The sequence below is a fragment of the Limosilactobacillus reuteri genome (genome assembly GCF_020785355.1).
In the GTDB taxonomy this organism is placed as follows: Bacteria; Bacillota; Bacilli; order Lactobacillales; family Lactobacillaceae; genus Limosilactobacillus; species Limosilactobacillus reuteri_I.
Window position 1 is genome coordinate 97,721 of record NZ_JAJGVH010000082.1, and the last position, 16,801, is coordinate 114,521.

General features: G+C 37.7%; 17 protein-coding genes and 1 other annotated feature. Of the genes, 8 read left to right on the top strand and 9 right to left on the bottom strand.

Annotated elements, in window-relative coordinates:
* Positions 1 to 45: 45 nt before the first annotated feature.
* Complete coding sequence (locus tag LMB56_RS09105; protein WP_182587194.1) at positions 46 to 501, top strand: class Ib ribonucleoside-diphosphate reductase assembly flavoprotein NrdI; 456 nt, start codon at positions 46 to 48, stop codon at positions 499 to 501.
* Between the two features lie 594 nt (positions 502 to 1,095).
* Here LMB56_RS09105 and LMB56_RS09110 read toward each other — a convergent pair.
* The 3 genes from LMB56_RS09110 to LMB56_RS09120 form a co-directional block, all read right to left on the bottom strand.
* Positions 1,096 to 1,716: a DUF3278 domain-containing protein gene (locus tag LMB56_RS09110; protein WP_229284096.1), complete on the bottom strand. Its 621-nt coding sequence runs from the start codon at positions 1,714 to 1,716 to the stop codon at positions 1,096 to 1,098.
* Entirely contained in the window at positions 1,685 to 1,909 is a 225-nt protein-coding gene (locus LMB56_RS09115) for a helix-turn-helix transcriptional regulator (RefSeq protein ID WP_020843384.1), read from the bottom strand. Before LMB56_RS09115 ends, LMB56_RS09110 begins: the two co-directional genes overlap by 32 nt.
* A 234-nt stretch (positions 1,910 to 2,143) precedes the next feature.
* Complete coding sequence (locus LMB56_RS09120; RefSeq protein WP_019251948.1) at positions 2,144 to 2,446, bottom strand: hypothetical protein; 303 nt, start codon at positions 2,444 to 2,446, stop codon at positions 2,144 to 2,146.
* Positions 2,447 to 2,665: 219 nt separating this feature from the next.
* Here LMB56_RS09120 and LMB56_RS09125 point away from each other — a divergent pair, with 219 nt between their 5' ends.
* The 3 genes from LMB56_RS09125 (at position 2,666) to LMB56_RS09135 (ending at position 5,698) form a co-directional block, all read left to right on the top strand.
* Positions 2,666 to 4,207: an ABC-F family ATP-binding cassette domain-containing protein gene (locus LMB56_RS09125; RefSeq protein ID WP_020843382.1), complete on the top strand. Its 1,542-nt coding sequence runs from the start codon at positions 2,666 to 2,668 to the stop codon at positions 4,205 to 4,207.
* A 40-nt stretch (positions 4,208 to 4,247) separates the two neighbouring features.
* On the top strand, positions 4,248 to 5,027 hold the full coding sequence (locus LMB56_RS09130; RefSeq protein WP_229284097.1) for a putative ABC transporter permease: 780 nt from the start codon (positions 4,248 to 4,250) through the stop codon (positions 5,025 to 5,027).
* Positions 5,028 to 5,104: 77 nt separating this feature from the next.
* Positions 5,105 to 5,698: a glycoside hydrolase family 73 protein gene (locus LMB56_RS09135; protein ID WP_153702766.1), complete on the top strand. Its 594-nt coding sequence runs from the start codon at positions 5,105 to 5,107 to the stop codon at positions 5,696 to 5,698.
* Between the two features lie 72 nt (positions 5,699 to 5,770).
* Here the strand turns inward: LMB56_RS09135 and brnQ are convergent, their stop codons facing one another.
* Both brnQ and LMB56_RS09145 read right to left on the bottom strand, forming a co-directional pair.
* Positions 5,771 to 7,156, bottom strand: a complete 1,386-nt coding sequence (gene brnQ, locus LMB56_RS09140; RefSeq protein WP_229284098.1) for a branched-chain amino acid transport system II carrier protein — start codon at positions 7,154 to 7,156, stop codon at positions 5,771 to 5,773.
* 51 nt (positions 7,157 to 7,207) lie between these two features.
* Positions 7,208 to 7,447: a binding site (T-box leader), on the bottom strand.
* A gap of 63 nt (positions 7,448 to 7,510) precedes the next feature.
* Positions 7,511 to 8,746, bottom strand: a complete 1,236-nt coding sequence (locus LMB56_RS09145; protein WP_107721163.1) for a DUF2325 domain-containing protein — start codon at positions 8,744 to 8,746, stop codon at positions 7,511 to 7,513.
* A gap of 135 nt (positions 8,747 to 8,881) precedes the next feature.
* Here LMB56_RS09145 and LMB56_RS09150 point away from each other — a divergent pair, with 135 nt between their 5' ends.
* Complete coding sequence (locus tag LMB56_RS09150; RefSeq protein ID WP_229284099.1) at positions 8,882 to 9,961, top strand: DHHA1 domain-containing protein; 1,080 nt, start codon at positions 8,882 to 8,884, stop codon at positions 9,959 to 9,961.
* 67 nt (positions 9,962 to 10,028) lie between these two features.
* Here the strand turns inward: LMB56_RS09150 and LMB56_RS09155 are convergent, their stop codons facing one another.
* Together LMB56_RS09155 and LMB56_RS09160 are read right to left on the bottom strand one after the other, a co-directional pair.
* A complete protein-coding gene (locus tag LMB56_RS09155; RefSeq protein ID WP_229279271.1) occupies positions 10,029 to 10,409 on the bottom strand; it encodes a hypothetical protein in 381 nt (126 codons plus the stop codon).
* Between the two features lie 106 nt (positions 10,410 to 10,515).
* Positions 10,516 to 10,869 (bottom strand): helix-turn-helix domain-containing protein, encoded by a 354-nt coding sequence (locus LMB56_RS09160; RefSeq protein WP_225420836.1) that lies wholly within the window; start codon positions 10,867 to 10,869, stop codon positions 10,516 to 10,518.
* A gap of 323 nt (positions 10,870 to 11,192) precedes the next feature.
* On the opposite strand from LMB56_RS09160, the gene LMB56_RS09165 reads away from it, so the two are divergent.
* Positions 11,193 to 11,624, top strand: coding sequence for a hypothetical protein (locus tag LMB56_RS09165; RefSeq protein WP_229279272.1), 432 nt, complete (start codon positions 11,193 to 11,195; stop codon positions 11,622 to 11,624).
* 17 nt (positions 11,625 to 11,641) lie between these two features.
* On the top strand, positions 11,642 to 14,707 hold the full coding sequence (locus tag LMB56_RS09170) for a KxYKxGKxW signal peptide domain-containing protein (protein WP_229284100.1): 3,066 nt from the start codon (positions 11,642 to 11,644) through the stop codon (positions 14,705 to 14,707).
* 185 nt (positions 14,708 to 14,892) lie between these two features.
* Here LMB56_RS09170 and LMB56_RS09175 read toward each other — a convergent pair whose 3' ends face one another.
* On the bottom strand, positions 14,893 to 15,060 hold the full coding sequence (locus tag LMB56_RS09175) for a hypothetical protein (RefSeq protein ID WP_229279280.1): 168 nt from the start codon (positions 15,058 to 15,060) through the stop codon (positions 14,893 to 14,895).
* A 130-nt stretch (positions 15,061 to 15,190) separates the two neighbouring features.
* Positions 15,191 to 15,475 (bottom strand): hypothetical protein, encoded by a 285-nt coding sequence (locus LMB56_RS09180; protein ID WP_011953591.1) that lies wholly within the window; start codon positions 15,473 to 15,475, stop codon positions 15,191 to 15,193.
* Between the two features lie 226 nt (positions 15,476 to 15,701).
* Between LMB56_RS09180 and LMB56_RS09185 the strand changes: the two genes are divergently transcribed.
* On the top strand, positions 15,702 to 16,757 hold the full coding sequence (locus tag LMB56_RS09185; RefSeq protein WP_229284101.1) for an Rpn family recombination-promoting nuclease/putative transposase: 1,056 nt from the start codon (positions 15,702 to 15,704) through the stop codon (positions 16,755 to 16,757).
* Positions 16,758 to 16,801 lie beyond the last annotated feature (44 nt).

The following is a 16,801-nucleotide window of genomic DNA, read 5'->3' on the forward strand; positions in this document are numbered from 1 at the left end:
GTTTAGATTTAGGGGTTATTTAGAGAAAATAAAGGAGTGAGCACAATGTATGTGCATGTTATTTATATGTCTATTTCAGGCAATGTTAGGAGATTTGTGGAACGTCTCCAACAATACGCATTACAGCAACATTGTATTAATGAAGATAGTCCGCTGATTTCTCTTTCAGAAATTCGCAAAGATACTTCACCAATTGAATTAAGAAGTAACTTTTTTGTGATCTTGCCTACGTACACTGTTACTTTTGCTCAACATTGGATAGAAATTTTGACGACACCCATGCATCATCACTTAAAAACACATAATAATTATGAAAAATGCTTAGGTTTTATTGGAGCTGGTGATGCATCAAGTGGAATGTATGCTATTACTGCCCGAGCCTATGCAAATCATTATAAAATACCATTTTTAACAGCTTTTGAATCCCGTGGAACAGAAAGTGATGTTGAACGAATTTATGCATTAATTAAGCTTCAAGTGATTCAAAAAGTTTATGGTTAGAAAAAACACATCATGAAGGCTGCATCATGATGTGTTTTTTCTAACCATAAATTAAGGAGATATTGTTAAGGTATCTACATTGGCATATGGTATTATGACTAGATATAATTATTCTTCCCGAGAAAGGAACTATTATGACGAAATCTAATGACGAGATTCAAAAGGAAATGAAAGAGCTTAGAAGCGATTTTTGTATTTATTCATTTTTGATAATACTAACAATTGCTGGATTTTGTTTAAGACATATGATTCCGTGGAGCTGGTTAAACGCAATTGTTAATTTTCTGTTTATAGGCTCTGTGTTTGAATTGGGGCGCTCAATTGATAAGTATTTAAAATTGAGAAAACAACTAAAATGAAATCGAGAAATGTGTTAGTCAAAATCAATATCAAGTTGAAATTGACGGTCAAAACTAACTTTTCAATTATTGTTTGTCATTGAAAAATTCCCTCATTGCGTCATCAGTATTATCAAAGGTCTTTGCAGTATCTGGAATAATTCCTTTTTCTTCAGCATACGCACGAACTACTGCCTTTCGAGTTTTGTCATTAAAAGTGACGTGTCCAACTTTGGTATATTTTTAATGAATATGATTACTTGTGTATTAATAGGAGACCAGTGATAACAATAATAAATAAAATTAACCAATATTTTTGATGTAAGTGATTTTGAGTTACCTTTTTATCATTAGGATCACTTTTGATTTGATGTATTTCCCAAGTACCCATTAATAGTCCGTAGATAAGGCCACTGAAAATAGCACTACTAATTGTAGAAGGTTCTGTAAGTAATGGAATTAAGGCCCCTTTATTAGGCAGCCAATCGATAAGGATTGTTAATCCATACATTACAATTGCAAAGTAAATTCCTAAGCCAATTGCTCTTTTAATAAATTTTTGTTTAGTCTTGCCCTCCTGTTTGGCTTCAACATCAATTTCTGTTAAATGATGTCGTTTAGTTTCATATAGAATATAGCCTGAAGAAGCGAAAACAGTTAATAGTAGGACGCTTACTACGATATCAAGAGTAAGTTCAGAATTATTAGTATTAAGCATTAAAAGGCTAGCAATAAAACTTAATAATAGATTTATTGATAATAAAAATATGGCAATATTATTACCGATTCGATTGAGTTCATTGCGGCGATATTCATCTAATGGTCCATGAATATCGTAAAACCACTTAATGATTTTGGTGCTGATTGTTTCTTTCATCCGTATGTTCCTCCCAAAATAGTGAATTAAGATCAGTATTTAATGCTTTAGCTAAATTAATACAAAGTTCTAACGAGGGATTATACTTATTATTTTCGATTAAGTTGATAGTTTGACGAGCTACTCCAATTTTTTGAGCTAGCTTTAACTGGGATAATCCTTGATCTTTTCGAAATTGTTTAACACGGTTCAAATATTGGCTCCCCTCCTTTTGACACATATATGTGACATCTATGCTGAAAATTTTATCATTACTTGAATTTCGTGTCAATTATATGCGACAAAAATAATAGGCATCAAAGCACATTGTTGCTTCGATGCCCAATAAATATGATTAATTCATTAGCAAGTTAACTGAAGGAATCTATATTCATAAAAGATTTTCTTAATCTGTAAATCCAGCTAAAGATAATTATTGAAGTTTAGTTTATTTATTTTTAAGTCTATGTTTTTCATGATTATAGCCATTTATAAAACTTATGACTTCTTGCATTCTATTTCCAGAAATTAAGTTTAAAAGTACAAATGGTAATTTCGGATAAAATCTAAATTTTTTGCTAATTTGATAATCTTCGTATGCCTGATGTTTTCCCATTTGAAAGTCAGATAAGTTCTTTAAATCCTTAATTTTAGAGGGGTTAGAATTGTTCGATTTAGAAGTGTAATCTTGAGAGTATAAGCCGTGTTCATAATTATGCTTAATCATATCGTGGAGTTGGAATAGTAACATTTTGAGAGTACCTCATCTTTATTTAGTATTTTGGATAAGTATATGAAATTTATCAAGCAAAAACTAGCAAAGGTTTGTTGCATGCTTGTTATATCAATAGTTTTGGTAAATAACTTACTTGCTGGAATTATCCCAATAAATTGAAGCTCGGGCCTAAAATATGATAGTATGGATAGCAGTTTTAGCTCGTAATAAGTAAGAAAAAGAGGAGAGAATATAATGGCAGTATTAGATGTTGAAGGACTGACGATGAGCTATGCCGATAAGAAGCTCTATGAAGATGCCAGCTTTCAACTAGAAAAGCACGAACACATGGGGATCGTCGGGCAAAATGGTGCCGGGAAGAGTACCTTGATTAAAATCTTGATCGGGAAAACTCTCCCGGTCGATGGCACTATCAAATGGCAAAAAGGGGTCAAGATTGGATACTTAGACCAGTATGTAGATATTCCGGCGGGGATGACCTTGATTGACTTCCTTCATACTGCTTTCACGGAACTTTATCAGCTTAATGACCAGATGAATAAGCTTTATGCGGATTATGCAGAAAAGATGGATGATGAGCTCCTCACCAAAGCAGGCCGAATCCAAGAAAAACTTGATGCTAATAACTTCTATGAAATTGAAACGGAAGTCGAACGAGTGATGAATGGGCTAGGATTAACTGATATTGGTAAGGATCATGTCGTCTCTGAGATGAGTGGGGGACAACGGTCAAAGATTATCCTTGCCAAGATGCTATTGGAAAATCCAGATGTCATCTTACTAGACGAACCGACAAACTACCTTGATACAGCCCACATTGAATGGTTAATCGACTATCTTAATGATTTTGATGGTGCCGCAATGATCATCTCGCATGACTATGACTTTCTTGAACAAGTCACGAATACTATTTGTGATGTGTCATTTGGTAAAATTACTAAATACCGCGGGAGCTTTCAACAAGCGATGCGTCAAAAGGAAGAGCGCAAGGAAGCTCAAGAGCGGGAATATGAGAAGCAACAAGTAGTCATTGAAAAGGCACAACGGTTTATTCGGAAAAACAAGGCCGGTTCAAAATCAACTATGGCTAAATCGCGGGAAAAGATGCTTGCGCGGATGAAAAAGATTGATCCACCCGAAGATAATCTAAAAGCAACTTTCCATTTTCCATATGAAAATACTGGATCAGCGAATGCACTGCGGGTAGAAAAATTATCAGTTGGTTATAACCGACCATTACTGGCACCGGTAACTTTCTCGATGACAATGGGTGAAAAATTATTGTTCACTGGATTTAACGGGGTTGGTAAGTCAACTTTGATTAAATCAATTTTAAAGAAAATTCCAGCACTGGGCGGAACAGCAACCTTCTCCCCATCAGCTCGCATAAATTACTTTGACCAAGATTTGGAATGGGATGACCCAACCCTTACACCACTGCAAACAATTCAAAATATGTTCCCAACGATGCAACCACGGACGATTCGAACAAAGTTGGCGCGGGCAGGGATTAACGCCGCCAACACGATGAAGGAAATGAACCTTTTGTCTGGTGGAGAGCAGACGAAAGTTAAGTTGGCAATCCTTGAATTAACTCCATGTAATTTTCTTATCATGGACGAACCGACAAACCACCTGGACGACGAAACTAAGGAAGGTTTGAAGAAAGCCCTGCAAGATTTCCCGGGAAATTTAATTTTAGTTAGTCACGAACAAGGATTCTTTGAAGGATGGCTTGATAAGATCCTTAACGTTGAAAAACTTAGCTTGAAATAGAAATATATGAGACAATGAATTCAAAAAGGAGGGGAAACGAGTGCCCTATTCAATTTCTGAAATCATTGTCTTATTTTTTACCTATTCATTTATTGGCTGGCTATGGGAAACTTGCTACTGCTCGATTAAGGACCATCATTTTGCCTACCGGGGATTCTTATTTGGCCCTTATTGTCCGGTGTACGGATTTGCCGTTACGACGATTTTGATTACTACCTATCCATTCCAAAATAATATTTTTCTGCTATTCGTAGTAGGGTTTATTGTGGCTTCGATCTTTGAGTATGTAGCAAGCTGGCTGCTCGAAAAACTTTTTCATATGAAGTTATGGGACTATTCGCATCTAAAAGGAAACATTCAAGGAAGAGTTGCTCCCCAAATTTCATTTTTCTGGGGGATTGGCGTTGTTTTGTTGGTTAAATTCGTTCAACCATTTATTCAGCGGATTATTAATTGGGAAGAATCATGGACTCACGGGATGCTTGCCCTAATTATTGTCCTCGTGATGGGAACTGACACTATCCTCAGCGTTATTAGTGTGGAAAAATTCCATATTACAACTCAGCAATGGGATGAACGAGCGGCCGCGTACAGAAAGAAACTGCTGAATCGACTTGAAAAAGCGGCTCCTAAGGATAAAGTGGCAATTAAAGATCACCTTCAAGATTGGCAACGGCATTTTGCTCAACACTTAAATCAAGATGGAACTGAAAAACAATTGAGTTGGAACCATCGCCGGCTAATCAAGAGCTTCCCTAAGATGAAGGTTACTGATAGTAAATACTTTAATAACTATAAAAAGGACCTTAAAAGTAAATAGGATTATCGTAAAATTCTCGCTTTCTCATGGTGAAGTGGTTATAATAGCGTCAAATTCATAAAAAGGAAAGACACATCATGAAAAAAGAAACAAAAATCATTTGTGGAAGTGTGCTTGCGTTTTTGATTATTTTATTTGGGATTGTGGCGATTATTATCCACGAATCTCCCCAAATTCAACGTGAGACCCACCCAACAGATATAACCGTCAATGAATTTGTTCGGCAAATTGCACCAGCTGCTCAACGTGAACAGAAGAAGTATCATATTCCGGCTAGCATTACGATTGCACAAGCAGGACTTGAATCTAACTGGGGTCGGAGCCGGTTAGCAAATAAATACAATAACTTATTTGGAATTAAAGCTAATAGTGACGACGAAAAAGTACAAATGTATACGACCGAAAATATTCGGGGTAAAAATGTTCAAGTAAAACAATACTTTACGGTTTACAATAGCTGGGCTGATTCAATTAATGCGCACACATTACTCATTGTAAATGGAACTGCTGATAATCATGCACGTTTCCATGGGGTACAAACAGCGAAAACTTATCGCCAGGCAGCCTATGAATTACAGCGGAATGGGTACGCAACCGATCCAGATTATGCTAGTAAGTTGATTTACGCGATTAAGAAGTTTAATCTTGCCCAATACGATAATGTTAAATAATAATTTAAAAGCGTGAGGAACGACTCTTGTAATGAGCTATTTCTCACGCTTTTTTAACCTATAAAACACTTATTAATGTACTTCGCTTTGCATACTGGTGGAAGCAACCCGTTGATGACGGTACCAGTGAACTAAGAGACCAAGGACTAAGCCGACAAGTGCTGGAACAAGCCAGGATAATCCCATACTTGCAAGTGGTAAGTTATTTCGTAAAGCGGCAACAGATAAACCAAATGAACTTTGGCTAACAACCGCTGGGAAGGCAACAACCATATCACCGAGAGCTGGTACAACGGTGAACAGGACCACGAAGAAGTAGACAACGCCATCACGGTTAAAGAGTGGTGATGTCACAGATAAAAGGATAAGCACCATTGATAATGGGTAAAGGAACATTAACATTGGTGTTGACCAAGCGATGATTTGGTCTAAGCCAAAATTAGCAGTAAGGAAAGAGGCGAGGCAACTAAGGGCAAGCCATACGTGGTAGCTAACCTTTGGAAAGTGCTTATGGAAATCTTGAGCAAAAGCAGCAACTAAACCAACAGCCGTCGTTAAACAAGTAACAGTTAATAAGAATGCTAGTACAACTTGTCCGAATGCACCGGCATAAGCATTAACTAATTGGTTAAAGGCAACTCCGCCATCTGGGGAAACTTTGAAACGACCAAGAGACATTGCGCCAAGAAGGATTAGTAATAAGTAGATAAAAGCAACGGCACCCATTGAGAGGACACCAGCTTTTGCAACAACTTTGGATACATCTTTTGCTGACCGTTGTCCCATAGAACGAACGGCGGTTACCACTGTTACCCCAAAAGCAAGACCGGCAAGAGCATCCATAGTGTTGTACCCTTCAAGGAACCCGTTAGTGAGTGCACCATGAACATAAGCGCTAGTTGTAGGTGCGGTAGCAGGGTTACCAAGCGGACGAGCGAAACCAACAACGAAAACAAGGAATAAAAGGGCTAAGAAGACGGGATTTAATACTTTTCCGATATTAGCTAGGATGTCATTTTCCCGGTATGAGAAGAGGAAGGCAGCCCCGAAGAATAATGCTGAGAATAATAGCAACGCAAGGGATTGATATTGTTTATCAACGAATGGGGCAAGCCCAACTGTGAATGAAACAGTAGCAGTTCGGGGTGTACCGAATAATGGACCGATCGTAGCGTGGATAAGAACCATGAATACTAAGGCAAAACCGACGCCAAGCGGACGACCGATATCAAAGACTCCCTCTGCACGCGTAACAGCAACGGCGAGAACTGATAGAAGTGGTAAAAGAACTCCAGTAATCAGAAAGCCAACTGCAGCTGGTCCCCAATGACTACCAGCTAATTGACCAAGGTGTAATGGGAAAATCAAGTTTCCGGCCCCAAAGAATAAACCGAAAAGCAATGATGCAACAACTAAATAGTTTTTGAATGTTAACTTGCGCGATGTTAAATCTTGCATGTTTTCTCCTCCTAATCTGATCCCAACAAAAAAGTCCCTTAGCCAAACTGGCTAAGGGACGCTGAGCGTGGTACCACCCTATCATTGTACTGCTATTGCTAACAATACCTCACACGTACGGCCATAATGGCGATACGCTGACACGATAATGGGTGTAACCACTACAGCTTACTGGTATTTAAGCTGTAGACTCGAAAGTGATTTTCAGTTAGAGTTAAAACTGTCTCCTCACACCAAACGAGACTCGCTGAAGCTATCGTCTAACATACTCTTCTTTCTCATTGCGATCGAATAATTAAATTGTTGTCATTAATATTAACTTATTTCTCATAAAAGTCAACAGTAAATTAAAAATTATTTATAATTTTTCAAATCTTCGCTGCTTTCGGCGTATGCAGGATCACCATTTAATGCCCGGGCAATGGCTCGCTCAACAGCAGTATTAGAAGTAACATTTGCAATGGCGAGTGGCTTCTCATAACGTTTAGCGTGATGGTTGGCGAGTTGACTAATCCGATGGTGAATTGCATCGATGCAGACAATCACAAAGTCCGCATCCCGAATTTCACGTTTTAATTTACTGCTGGAAACTTTTTCTTCTGCAGATGCGTCTAATCCGCGGAACAGACCGTGGTGTTTATCAACGACTGGTTTAAGGCCTTTAACCTTGCTACGGATTCCGGTAATAACAAGTACCTTTCGTTGATGGAGGTCATAATCAAGTTTCTTTTCATAATCATGACGAGGATTAGCAGGCTTTTTAACAACTTTTGGTTTAGCTGGTTGCTTAGTTGTATCATAATCTTGCTTTTCATGAATCCAGCGAATCGCGCCATCTTTGGCATCAGTTAGGCCATTTCCTCGATCATAGTAGGCAAAATCAATAACCATTCCAGGCTTAATATCGCGGCCCGGGTACTTAAAGGGATCAATTACGATGGTATTTTCTGGCGCTTTGTCAACGATTGAATTACCCTTAATTGTTTTACTCAGTTGAAGGACATCGGAACCGGGCACGCGCTTTAATTCACCATATTCAATCACATTGACTTTTTCAGGAGTGTAATCGCTAAGATGGTCACCGGTGATCCGCCGAATAACTGGAAGCCCACGAACCTTTTGCTCATAGTCTAGTTGGGCAATGTCGCCATCCTCAACGGAAAATGGTAATGCATGCAGAATTGCTTCCGGGTAGTAACGATGATTAATCTCGGCCCCGCTTAATTTCCGGTGTACTAAGTAGCGATTGTCGGCTGCTAGGCGTTCTTCTTCGGTGATTTCTTTTGGTGCTTCGACTGAAGGAGATGCGGCGGGTCTTGCTATTGATGTTGACTTTTCTTCATCATTCGCTGGTCCAGTAAGCAGTGACTTCAATGTTTTGCGTGCTTGCGGAGGCAATTCATTTGATGATTGAATTTTGCGTTGAACAAACCGAGGTGCATTTTGTTTAACGGGTTTGCTTTCCTGATAATGATTTAAAATATTAAGAATGGTGGTAAGACTCCGCTGTGTCTGCAGTAAGCTTTGTGGATCATCAGCGGTATTATTTAAGAGGTCAATTAATTCTTGACGATAATCATAAACTTCCATATTGTTTTCCTTTCTTAAAATAAGTTACTAATTTCAATGATAGCAGTTCGTTAGCGTGATGTCAGTAATTAAGTGTGGTTTAGCCGATTTTCTACGGTATAATAAGAAACAAAATCAGAATTGCGAGGATCGAAAATGGCACAACGGTTAATAAAATTATTTTCCCACAATGATTTAGATGGATTCGGGGCTCCATTATTATTAAAAACACTACAACCAGTAATGTTTGAAGACACAGAATTTGAGATGACAAACTGTGGCGCTGGACGAATCGATGAAGAATTAAGTCGCTGGATGCAAACAGCGGAAGTAGGGCGCTTTACAGATGTTTACATCATGGATATGACGCCGGATAGCGATTATTCATTTAAGTTATTGAATGAACGTTTCGCTAATCATTGGCTTATCTTTGACCATCATGAAAGTGAAGCGGAACTACGACAAAAGTATGCGGCCAATAGTATCGTACCTGCTGATTCAACAGTTAACCCAAGTGCCACAAGCTTGGTATGGGATTGGTTAAAACAACAATCGTCTTTTGCAAAGGTTGATGAGCAACGGCAAAAAGACCTTGCTTATCTTGTGGAATTGATTAGGGCATATGACACTTGGGATTGGCAAAATGATCCAGAAATGAATGAGCAGGAACGAATTGATGCTGATAATCTTGATCAGCTCTTTTGGTTTTACCCTCTCCAAGATTCGGAAGAGTTTGTCCAAAATGTTTTTAATACCAGCTGGCAACAATATCAGGAAGAAAATCGGCTGTTGATTCGGACCCTAAACGAACGGCGGGCAAAGTACCTTAAGAGCCATTTGAAAGATGTTTTAATTACAGATATCGATGATCATAAGTTTGGGGTCGTATATGCAAGTGACTATAAATCTGAAATTGCCCACGAATTATTAGTGCAACATCCAGAAGTCGACGCGGCTTTGGTAGTCAGTCCGGTTAGCGTGTCGCTTCGAAGCAACGGAAAGTTAGATGTGGCTAAATTTGCTGAGAAATACTTTAATGGTGGCGGTCATGCTGATGCAGCAGGTGGCCGGTTAACGGTTAATCCGATTGAAGTTGGTGAACAAGCAGTCATTGATGACCTTAAGCAAACGATCACCAATCAGCAAAATGAACAAAAATCAAATGAAAGTACGCTTGCCGATAATCTTGATCCCGAAGTAGCAGCAAAGATGGCAGCTTTGTTTGGGAAGAAGTAGGGTGGAGAGTTAATCTCTACGGCATGGAAGTAAAAAAAAGCCCCTCACGATTGAGGAGCTTTTTTAGTTAGCTGATTAACCACGGATTAGGGATGCGGCCAACTTTAACAAAGTAGTCAATAAAAAGGTCGGTCAGCTGTGGTGAGACTCTAAGGGAATGATGTGAAGCTGGCGTAACAGGGCGGATATTGAGATTTATATCTGGTAATTCCGCTTCTTGAATGTTGATTTGCCACCTAATATAGTAAGTAGTGTCGGTTGGTAAGCTCATAAGCAACTGTAAATCATGAGTAATTGTCGTTAGTTCCCGGCAGCTATGTTCCAATTGGATGAGCTGCTCTTGGGTTACTTGGTTTTGCTCTAATGAAAAGTATTTCTGATGATCTTGCCAGGCGGTTTGTAATAGTTTGTTGAGAAGCGGAACAATTTGTTCTTGCGTTAAAATCATATAAAATAACTCCTTTGAATTTATTCAAAGGTTTTAGCGAGGCGATTAGCCTCGAATAGTAACAGCCCCAATCTGTTTTTAGATTGGGGCTGTAACGTTTAAATAATTATTTTGTGTATTTAAGGATATTTAAAAATGAATCCGTTAATTCAATTGCTATTTTCGGATCTTTTGATTTTAACTCAAAGCATAGTTGATCAACCTTATAATAATTATTTTGAGTTTCAGAAGGCTCATTATTATTAAAATTTGTATTTTCAAGTAGTTGTGTTATTGGAATTTGCAAAGCATTCGCAATTCGTCTCAGAGATTTTAAACTTACATTTTGGTCATTGGTTCGTTCAAGTCGTGAAATGAAGTTAACGGAGAGGCCGCTAAGTTCGGCTAAACGTTCTTGTGTTACACCAAGATGCTTTCGAATTGCTCTCATGTTGTCCCCAATATCTGCGATAACAGTCACCTTCTTTTTTATTAAAGATAACTGAAAAATTCGCTTGATATAACGATTTTTGGAAATAGTTTTCGATTATAATAACTGTTTATTAATGCATATGTGCACAGACGAATAGTTATCACTATTAAAATGTGATTGTATGATACATTCTTTTTAAATTTTTTTGCTTATCGTTAATAGCAAACAAAAATAAGGGATAACTGTAAATATTAAGCGATAAATATAAAAGTTATCCAGTTGAAAACTGTTAATATAGTGGTATTTTAAAAACGGATTATGTTAATGATTTTATATAAAAATAGGAGGAAATAGTTAGGGAGGATTTTGTCATGAAGAGAATCTTGGCAGTGACCGCTTCCGTAGCTGTTGCGTTGTCACTAGCGGCTTGTGGAAATAATTCAAGGTCTGCAAGTAATGAAAAGAATAGTGTGAGTTCTTCAAAAAGAGTAGTTAAATATCATGAAAAGAAGAATTCAAATAGCAGTAGTTCAAGTAGTTCTACTGTGTCATCAAATAATGCATCATCCGCTAACACTGAACAAAATGCTTCAGTGTTAACGGATGATGCACAAAGTAATAGTTCGGATTCAAATAGTCAAACAGTTAATGCGGAGAGTACGTCAGTAGATGATGAAGGAAATACGCACCACATTACAATGTCTGGACAGGTAGTCGATGGTCATCAACTTGGGACTGACATCGTGACTACTCCAGATGGTCAATCAAGAAGATATGAATTTGACAAGGCTATTGATGATTAAATGGGGGATTTTTTAAGATGGAAAATAAAGTACATTATAAATTATTTAAGAATGGTAAGTTTTTGTGCACAATGGCATTATCTACAGTTGCAGTGTTAACAACATTGGGCGCTACCAATATTCATGCTGATGCCACACCAGTTCAAAATAGCAATGAACAAAGTGAACAAACCAGCCAAAGCGCCTATCAACAAAAAGCTTCACAAAATGAACAACAATTATCAGATTTAGCAGCTGCTAATGCTACTAAAGAAACTAATGCAGCTAACTCATATGCTCAAGCAAATCAGCAAAGCGCTAATACTACAAGCCAACAAATTGCCGATATTCAAAATCAATACGCACAAAAGAAGCAACAAGCTGAACAACAAATTCAAGCTGCTTCTGATGCGATGACTTCTTCTGTAGCAAGTCAAACACAAGTCGTTAATAATTCAGCTGCTTCTGCAACTAGTGCTACTCAACAAGCTAACGCTGCTAGTGAAGCTCAAATGCAATCTGCAAATGCAGCAGCAATTGCTCAAGCTCAGCAACAAGTGCAAGAAGCTGCAGCTCACTCAGCAGCAGCTATTAGTGCTGCTAATAGCAACTATCAAGCAGCTGTTGATTCAGCTAACGCAACTCATCAATTAGCTACCTCAGCAGCAAATGCGGATTACACTGCTAATGTTAATAACGAGAACAATACATATAGTGCTAATCAACAACAAGTAAAAAATGATGTAACTGTCGCTCAAAACGCGGTAAATCAAGCGCAACAAAATGTTAAGGACCACACTACTACTCAAACCGTAACAGTGCCGGGCCAAAAACGGACAATCGATCGCATCACTAATGCGGCTGAGAATAGTACTGAATTTACAGGGCTCACTAATTGGGGAACAATTCCATATATGCAAGCATCTAATTTTAAAAATAAGACCTATTACAACACAATTATGGGAATGTTTCCTGGCCAAACACCTTATAATCGTGATGATGCTGCAAACCATACTGGCCTTTATGACTTTACTCATGTTCCAACTAATGTCTCAGAAATGCCAACCGACTTTCAGCCTGGGTTGTTGATTTATAATCCAGATCTTGATTCATCTGACGTAGTATCACCTGATGGATTCACTGAAGCACAAAAGCAAACACTTCGCGCATTTATGACTAGCTGGGCTAATTCATTCCGTAATTGGATCTACAACAATGATCGAGATGTTTGGAATGAAGCCAATAAAATTAGTGAGTTCAAGAATCAAACACCTCGTGAACTAAAGTTCACTACTACTATGAATGATGCCGGAAATAAGATTGGTCAAATGCGTACTGATGCTGGCTTAACTAATGATCAACACACTATTCCATCATCTAATCCAAACACTGATTACGATAAAGCACTTCCAGAAATCGACAATGTAGGATTACAAACTGGTAATTACATGATCGGTTCTACACAAGCAGAAATGGAAAACCTTATGACTGTTGAGCCGTCAATTGTTGCTAATGCAAAGCCAACTATGTTGAATTATTTGATTAGCGCTTACAATATGACTCAAGCAATGTGGTATGGTGAAATTTATTCCGATGGTTTAGGTGGTCATGCACGTGGAATTTTGGATAACGATCTCGGTTATATTACTGGTGGATTCGAAAAGATCACCCCATCTACGTATAGTAGTAAATTTACTAATAACCAAATGAGTAGTCGAGAAAAGTATTTATTCGATCACAACATGCCAATTTATGCGTTTACATATGACGCATATGGATATGTGCCATATGTATCATCATTTACTGATTTGTCGAATGTTATGACAACATTGCCAAATGATCAAAAAGTAATTAACAAATATAACGAACTGCAATCAACTGTTAACGATGCTATGGGCCAAGAAATTCAAGATCCAACATTTATGAGTGCTGTTTCATATGAAAAGAACGGTGATGGCTCACATACTGAAACTAAGCAAGTGACACCACAACAATACACTGATGCTTTAAACAATGCCAAGTCGCATCTGACACAAGTAACAAATGATGCTAACAGCAAGTTACACCAATTGACACAAACCCATCAAGATCACTTGAAGAATCTTGAAAACATTCGCGATAATGCAATTAAGCAAGCAGATGCAACATTACAAAAGGCTGTTGAACAAGCTAAGCAAACTCGTGATGACAAGATTGCCGAAGCTAATGGTAGTCAAGTTAATGTTGACGCATTAAAGAAGAGTCTTGATGAAAAGTATCAACAATTAGTAGCTAGCGATAAAGCTAAGCTTGATAAGATTGAAACCGATCGTCAAAATGCTATTAAGCAAATTAAAGCTAACGCCCAATCTGAATATGACGCTAAATTAAAGGCGCTTGGTGTTGATGATCAAGCTGTTCAAGCTCAAATCAAGCAATTACAAAACGCACATGAAGCTTTTGTAAAAGAAAATGCCGATAAACTAGCACAGTTGAAGGCGGAAGATGCTAAAGCCTACAATGATTTAAAGACTAAGCTTGATACTGAATTAGCCACCTTAATGCCTAAGCATGAAACTAATACTGATCATTCAAGTGACGTTATTAATACTGGGGATCATACTATCGTATTGCCATCAACAGATGACGAAAAGAATGAGTCTGCTACCCATAATAACGCTAGTCAATCAAGCGATGAAAAAGATACTAATTTGGGAAAGTACCAAAGCCAATCTGGTCAAAGTGCGATTGTGTCAGGGAAAGATAATTTATCTAATAAGTACACTAATTCATTAACCAATAGTGATACTGTTGTTGTAAAGAATGGCGATATCGCTCACACTTCTTTAAACGCTAATAATGATACATCTGTTTCAGCTTCTACAACAGTTGACAATAATCAAGTAGCGGTTCCTGTAAATTCAACTAATACTGAAGCATCAGCAAATGATTCTGTTCAAAATGAATTTGCTCCTGAATCAGTTACAATGACTCGTAAAGAGTATAAGCAACAAACTAAGAAATTGCCTCAAACTGGTAATGAATCATCATTAGCAATACTTCTTTTAGGAGCACTTGCTACTATGTTTGGCGTTGGCTTAGCAACTAAAAAGAAAGAATATTAGTGGATAGGCAACGAAAAAAGCGCTACGTGAGTGGCGCTTTTTTCGTAAGAAGAAACATATGAAAAAATTAACATATTAGTTTAACGACTTGCGGCTGTTAAGGAGTTTCATAGTAAGTGGGATAGAAAAGACAATCGATTATTCGAGCTATGGAAACCTAACTGTTGAGCAGGTTTATTGTAAATTTACTGCAACGTTTTTCGTTGATGAACTTCAAAAGATTGATACTGTCGAGAGCTGAACGCTTGATGAACGTTTAGATATTCATAGCGTTCAGCTTCTTCAACAGCAATAATTTTAATATTTTTATCTTTAATTCCAAGAGTATTTAGGATAGGATCATTATGGGACATTTGTTTAAACCTTCTTTCAAGATTTTTGTGGTGAATTGATTGTGTAACGAGGGGACAGCAAATGTCCTTTTTTTGTATAAAAAAGAACCATGACCCTAAGTCATAGCCCTGTAATTGAAAAGTAAACCAATCATGCGGTTGTGTGACCGTTGTGGGTAACGTTATTTTCACGATAACCAAAGTAGAATTGGATAGCAGCAATTGCAATGTTGACCCAATTCATTGTAAGGAACCAGCCATTAAGTACGTTGCCGTCGTGTGTCATGCCGTAGTATACCCAAAAACCAATTACGATAGCACATACATTAATCCATGCGAATGTCTTTTGTAGAATTTGATTGTTAAGGGCAAACCACATCCATACAACGTTTACTACAAACCAGATTGCAAGAATCCAAAAGATAACGTCGAACATAGTATTACTTCCTTTCAACATCCTATCTACACATACCATAGATAATACCTAATAAAGAAGATTTACTTTTCAATATCTATTATAGTCGGATCTTATCGATAGCCAAAAGATAAAGCATTATTAATATGCATTAATGATACATTGGAAAAATATTGAGTAAAAAAGTGCAAATCCTTGCTTTTTACGTATATATCTTTATAGAACTATTTAACAGGGGGATATAAGGATGAATGAATTCTTGCGCAAAAAGTGGGAGATGGCGGGCTTAGCCGATGACTATATCTTCAATAAGGTGATGCTTGATTATGATATTTGTTTAGAAGTTTTACGTCGGATCTTACCCGACTTGCATATTAAAAAGATTAAGTTGCCTAATAACCAGCAAGAGTTTGCTGTTGCACCTGATGCTAAGGCAGTGCGTTTTGATATCTATACGACCGACGAACAAGGCAACCATTATGACATTGAGATGCAAGTAGCTGATCACCACAATATCGCTAAACGAATTCGTTATTATCAAACTGCCAGCTCAATGGAAGCCTATGATAAAGGGCAGCCATATGAACAAGCTGATGATTCCTATGTGATTTTCTTCTGCAATTTTGACCCATTCCAACTTGGTCAGCAACGTTATGTGTTACATAAGCATATTGATGAAATTCCCGAACAAATTATAGAAGATGGACAAACCGATATCTTATTTAACGTCCCTTCCTTGCGCCACGATGTTGATCCTAAGATGCAGGCGTTTTTAGATATGATTGCTCAGCGAGAAGTTGAAGCGACCGATCCGCTTGTCGTAAAATTAAAGGAGAGAATAGCAGTTGTAAAGTGGAATCGGAAATGGAGGTCGGAATACATGCGACGTTCAGTATATGAAATGGATCAAGAAATGCGCGAGAAAAAGATTCGTGAGGGTGAACGTAGGATACGGGATGGCAAACGGGAGATATTAGAAGGGAAACGTGAACTTCAGAAAAGTAGACGAGAGATTCTAGAAGGCAAAAACGAGGTTCAAAAAGGCAAACGAGAGATTCAGAAAAGTAAACGAGAGATTCAGAAAAGTAAACGTGAAATTAAAGAAGGCCAGGATCGACTCAAAGAAAAAGAACAGCTAATTCAAGAAAGAGAACAAAAATTACACGAAAATCAGCAGACGATAATTAAAACATCTATTGTGGCAATGAGAGAGCTAAATATTGATGAAACAACAATCAAGAAAGAAATAAAAGAAAAGTTTAACTTGTCAGACAAAGAAATTAAGGATTATTTTACTGAATAAAATAAGAAGGAAGTCTCCAAATCAATTATGGAGGCTTTTTAGAT

Bases quoted from the DNA above. Each gene is read 5' to 3' on its own strand.
- LMB56_RS09105 (WP_182587194.1), top strand. From the start codon at position 46: ATGTATGTGCATGTTATTTATATGTCTATTTCAGGCAATGTTAGGAGA.
- LMB56_RS09110 (WP_229284096.1), bottom strand. From the start codon at position 1,716: ATGAAAGAAACAATCAGCACCAAAATCATTAAGTGGTTTTACGATATT.
- LMB56_RS09120 (WP_019251948.1), bottom strand. From the start codon at position 2,446: ATGTTACTATTCCAACTCCACGATATGATTAAGCATAATTATGAACAC.
- LMB56_RS09125 (WP_020843382.1), top strand. From the start codon at position 2,666: ATGGCAGTATTAGATGTTGAAGGACTGACGATGAGCTATGCCGATAAG.
- LMB56_RS09135 (WP_153702766.1), top strand. From the start codon at position 5,105: ATGAAAAAAGAAACAAAAATCATTTGTGGAAGTGTGCTTGCGTTTTTG.
- brnQ (WP_229284098.1), bottom strand. From the start codon at position 7,156: ATGCAAGATTTAACATCGCGCAAGTTAACATTCAAAAACTATTTAGTT.
- LMB56_RS09145 (WP_107721163.1), bottom strand. From the start codon at position 8,746: ATGGAAGTTTATGATTATCGTCAAGAATTAATTGACCTCTTAAATAAT.
- LMB56_RS09150 (WP_229284099.1), top strand. From the start codon at position 8,882: ATGGCACAACGGTTAATAAAATTATTTTCCCACAATGATTTAGATGGA.
- LMB56_RS09155 (WP_229279271.1), bottom strand. From the start codon at position 10,409: ATGATTTTAACGCAAGAACAAATTGTTCCGCTTCTCAACAAACTATTA.
- LMB56_RS09165 (WP_229279272.1), top strand. From the start codon at position 11,193: ATGAAGAGAATCTTGGCAGTGACCGCTTCCGTAGCTGTTGCGTTGTCA.
- LMB56_RS09170 (WP_229284100.1), top strand. From the start codon at position 11,642: ATGGAAAATAAAGTACATTATAAATTATTTAAGAATGGTAAGTTTTTG.
- LMB56_RS09175 (WP_229279280.1), bottom strand. From the start codon at position 15,060: ATGTCCCATAATGATCCTATCCTAAATACTCTTGGAATTAAAGATAAA.
- LMB56_RS09180 (WP_011953591.1), bottom strand. From the start codon at position 15,475: ATGTTCGACGTTATCTTTTGGATTCTTGCAATCTGGTTTGTAGTAAAC.
- LMB56_RS09185 (WP_229284101.1), top strand. From the start codon at position 15,702: ATGAATGAATTCTTGCGCAAAAAGTGGGAGATGGCGGGCTTAGCCGAT.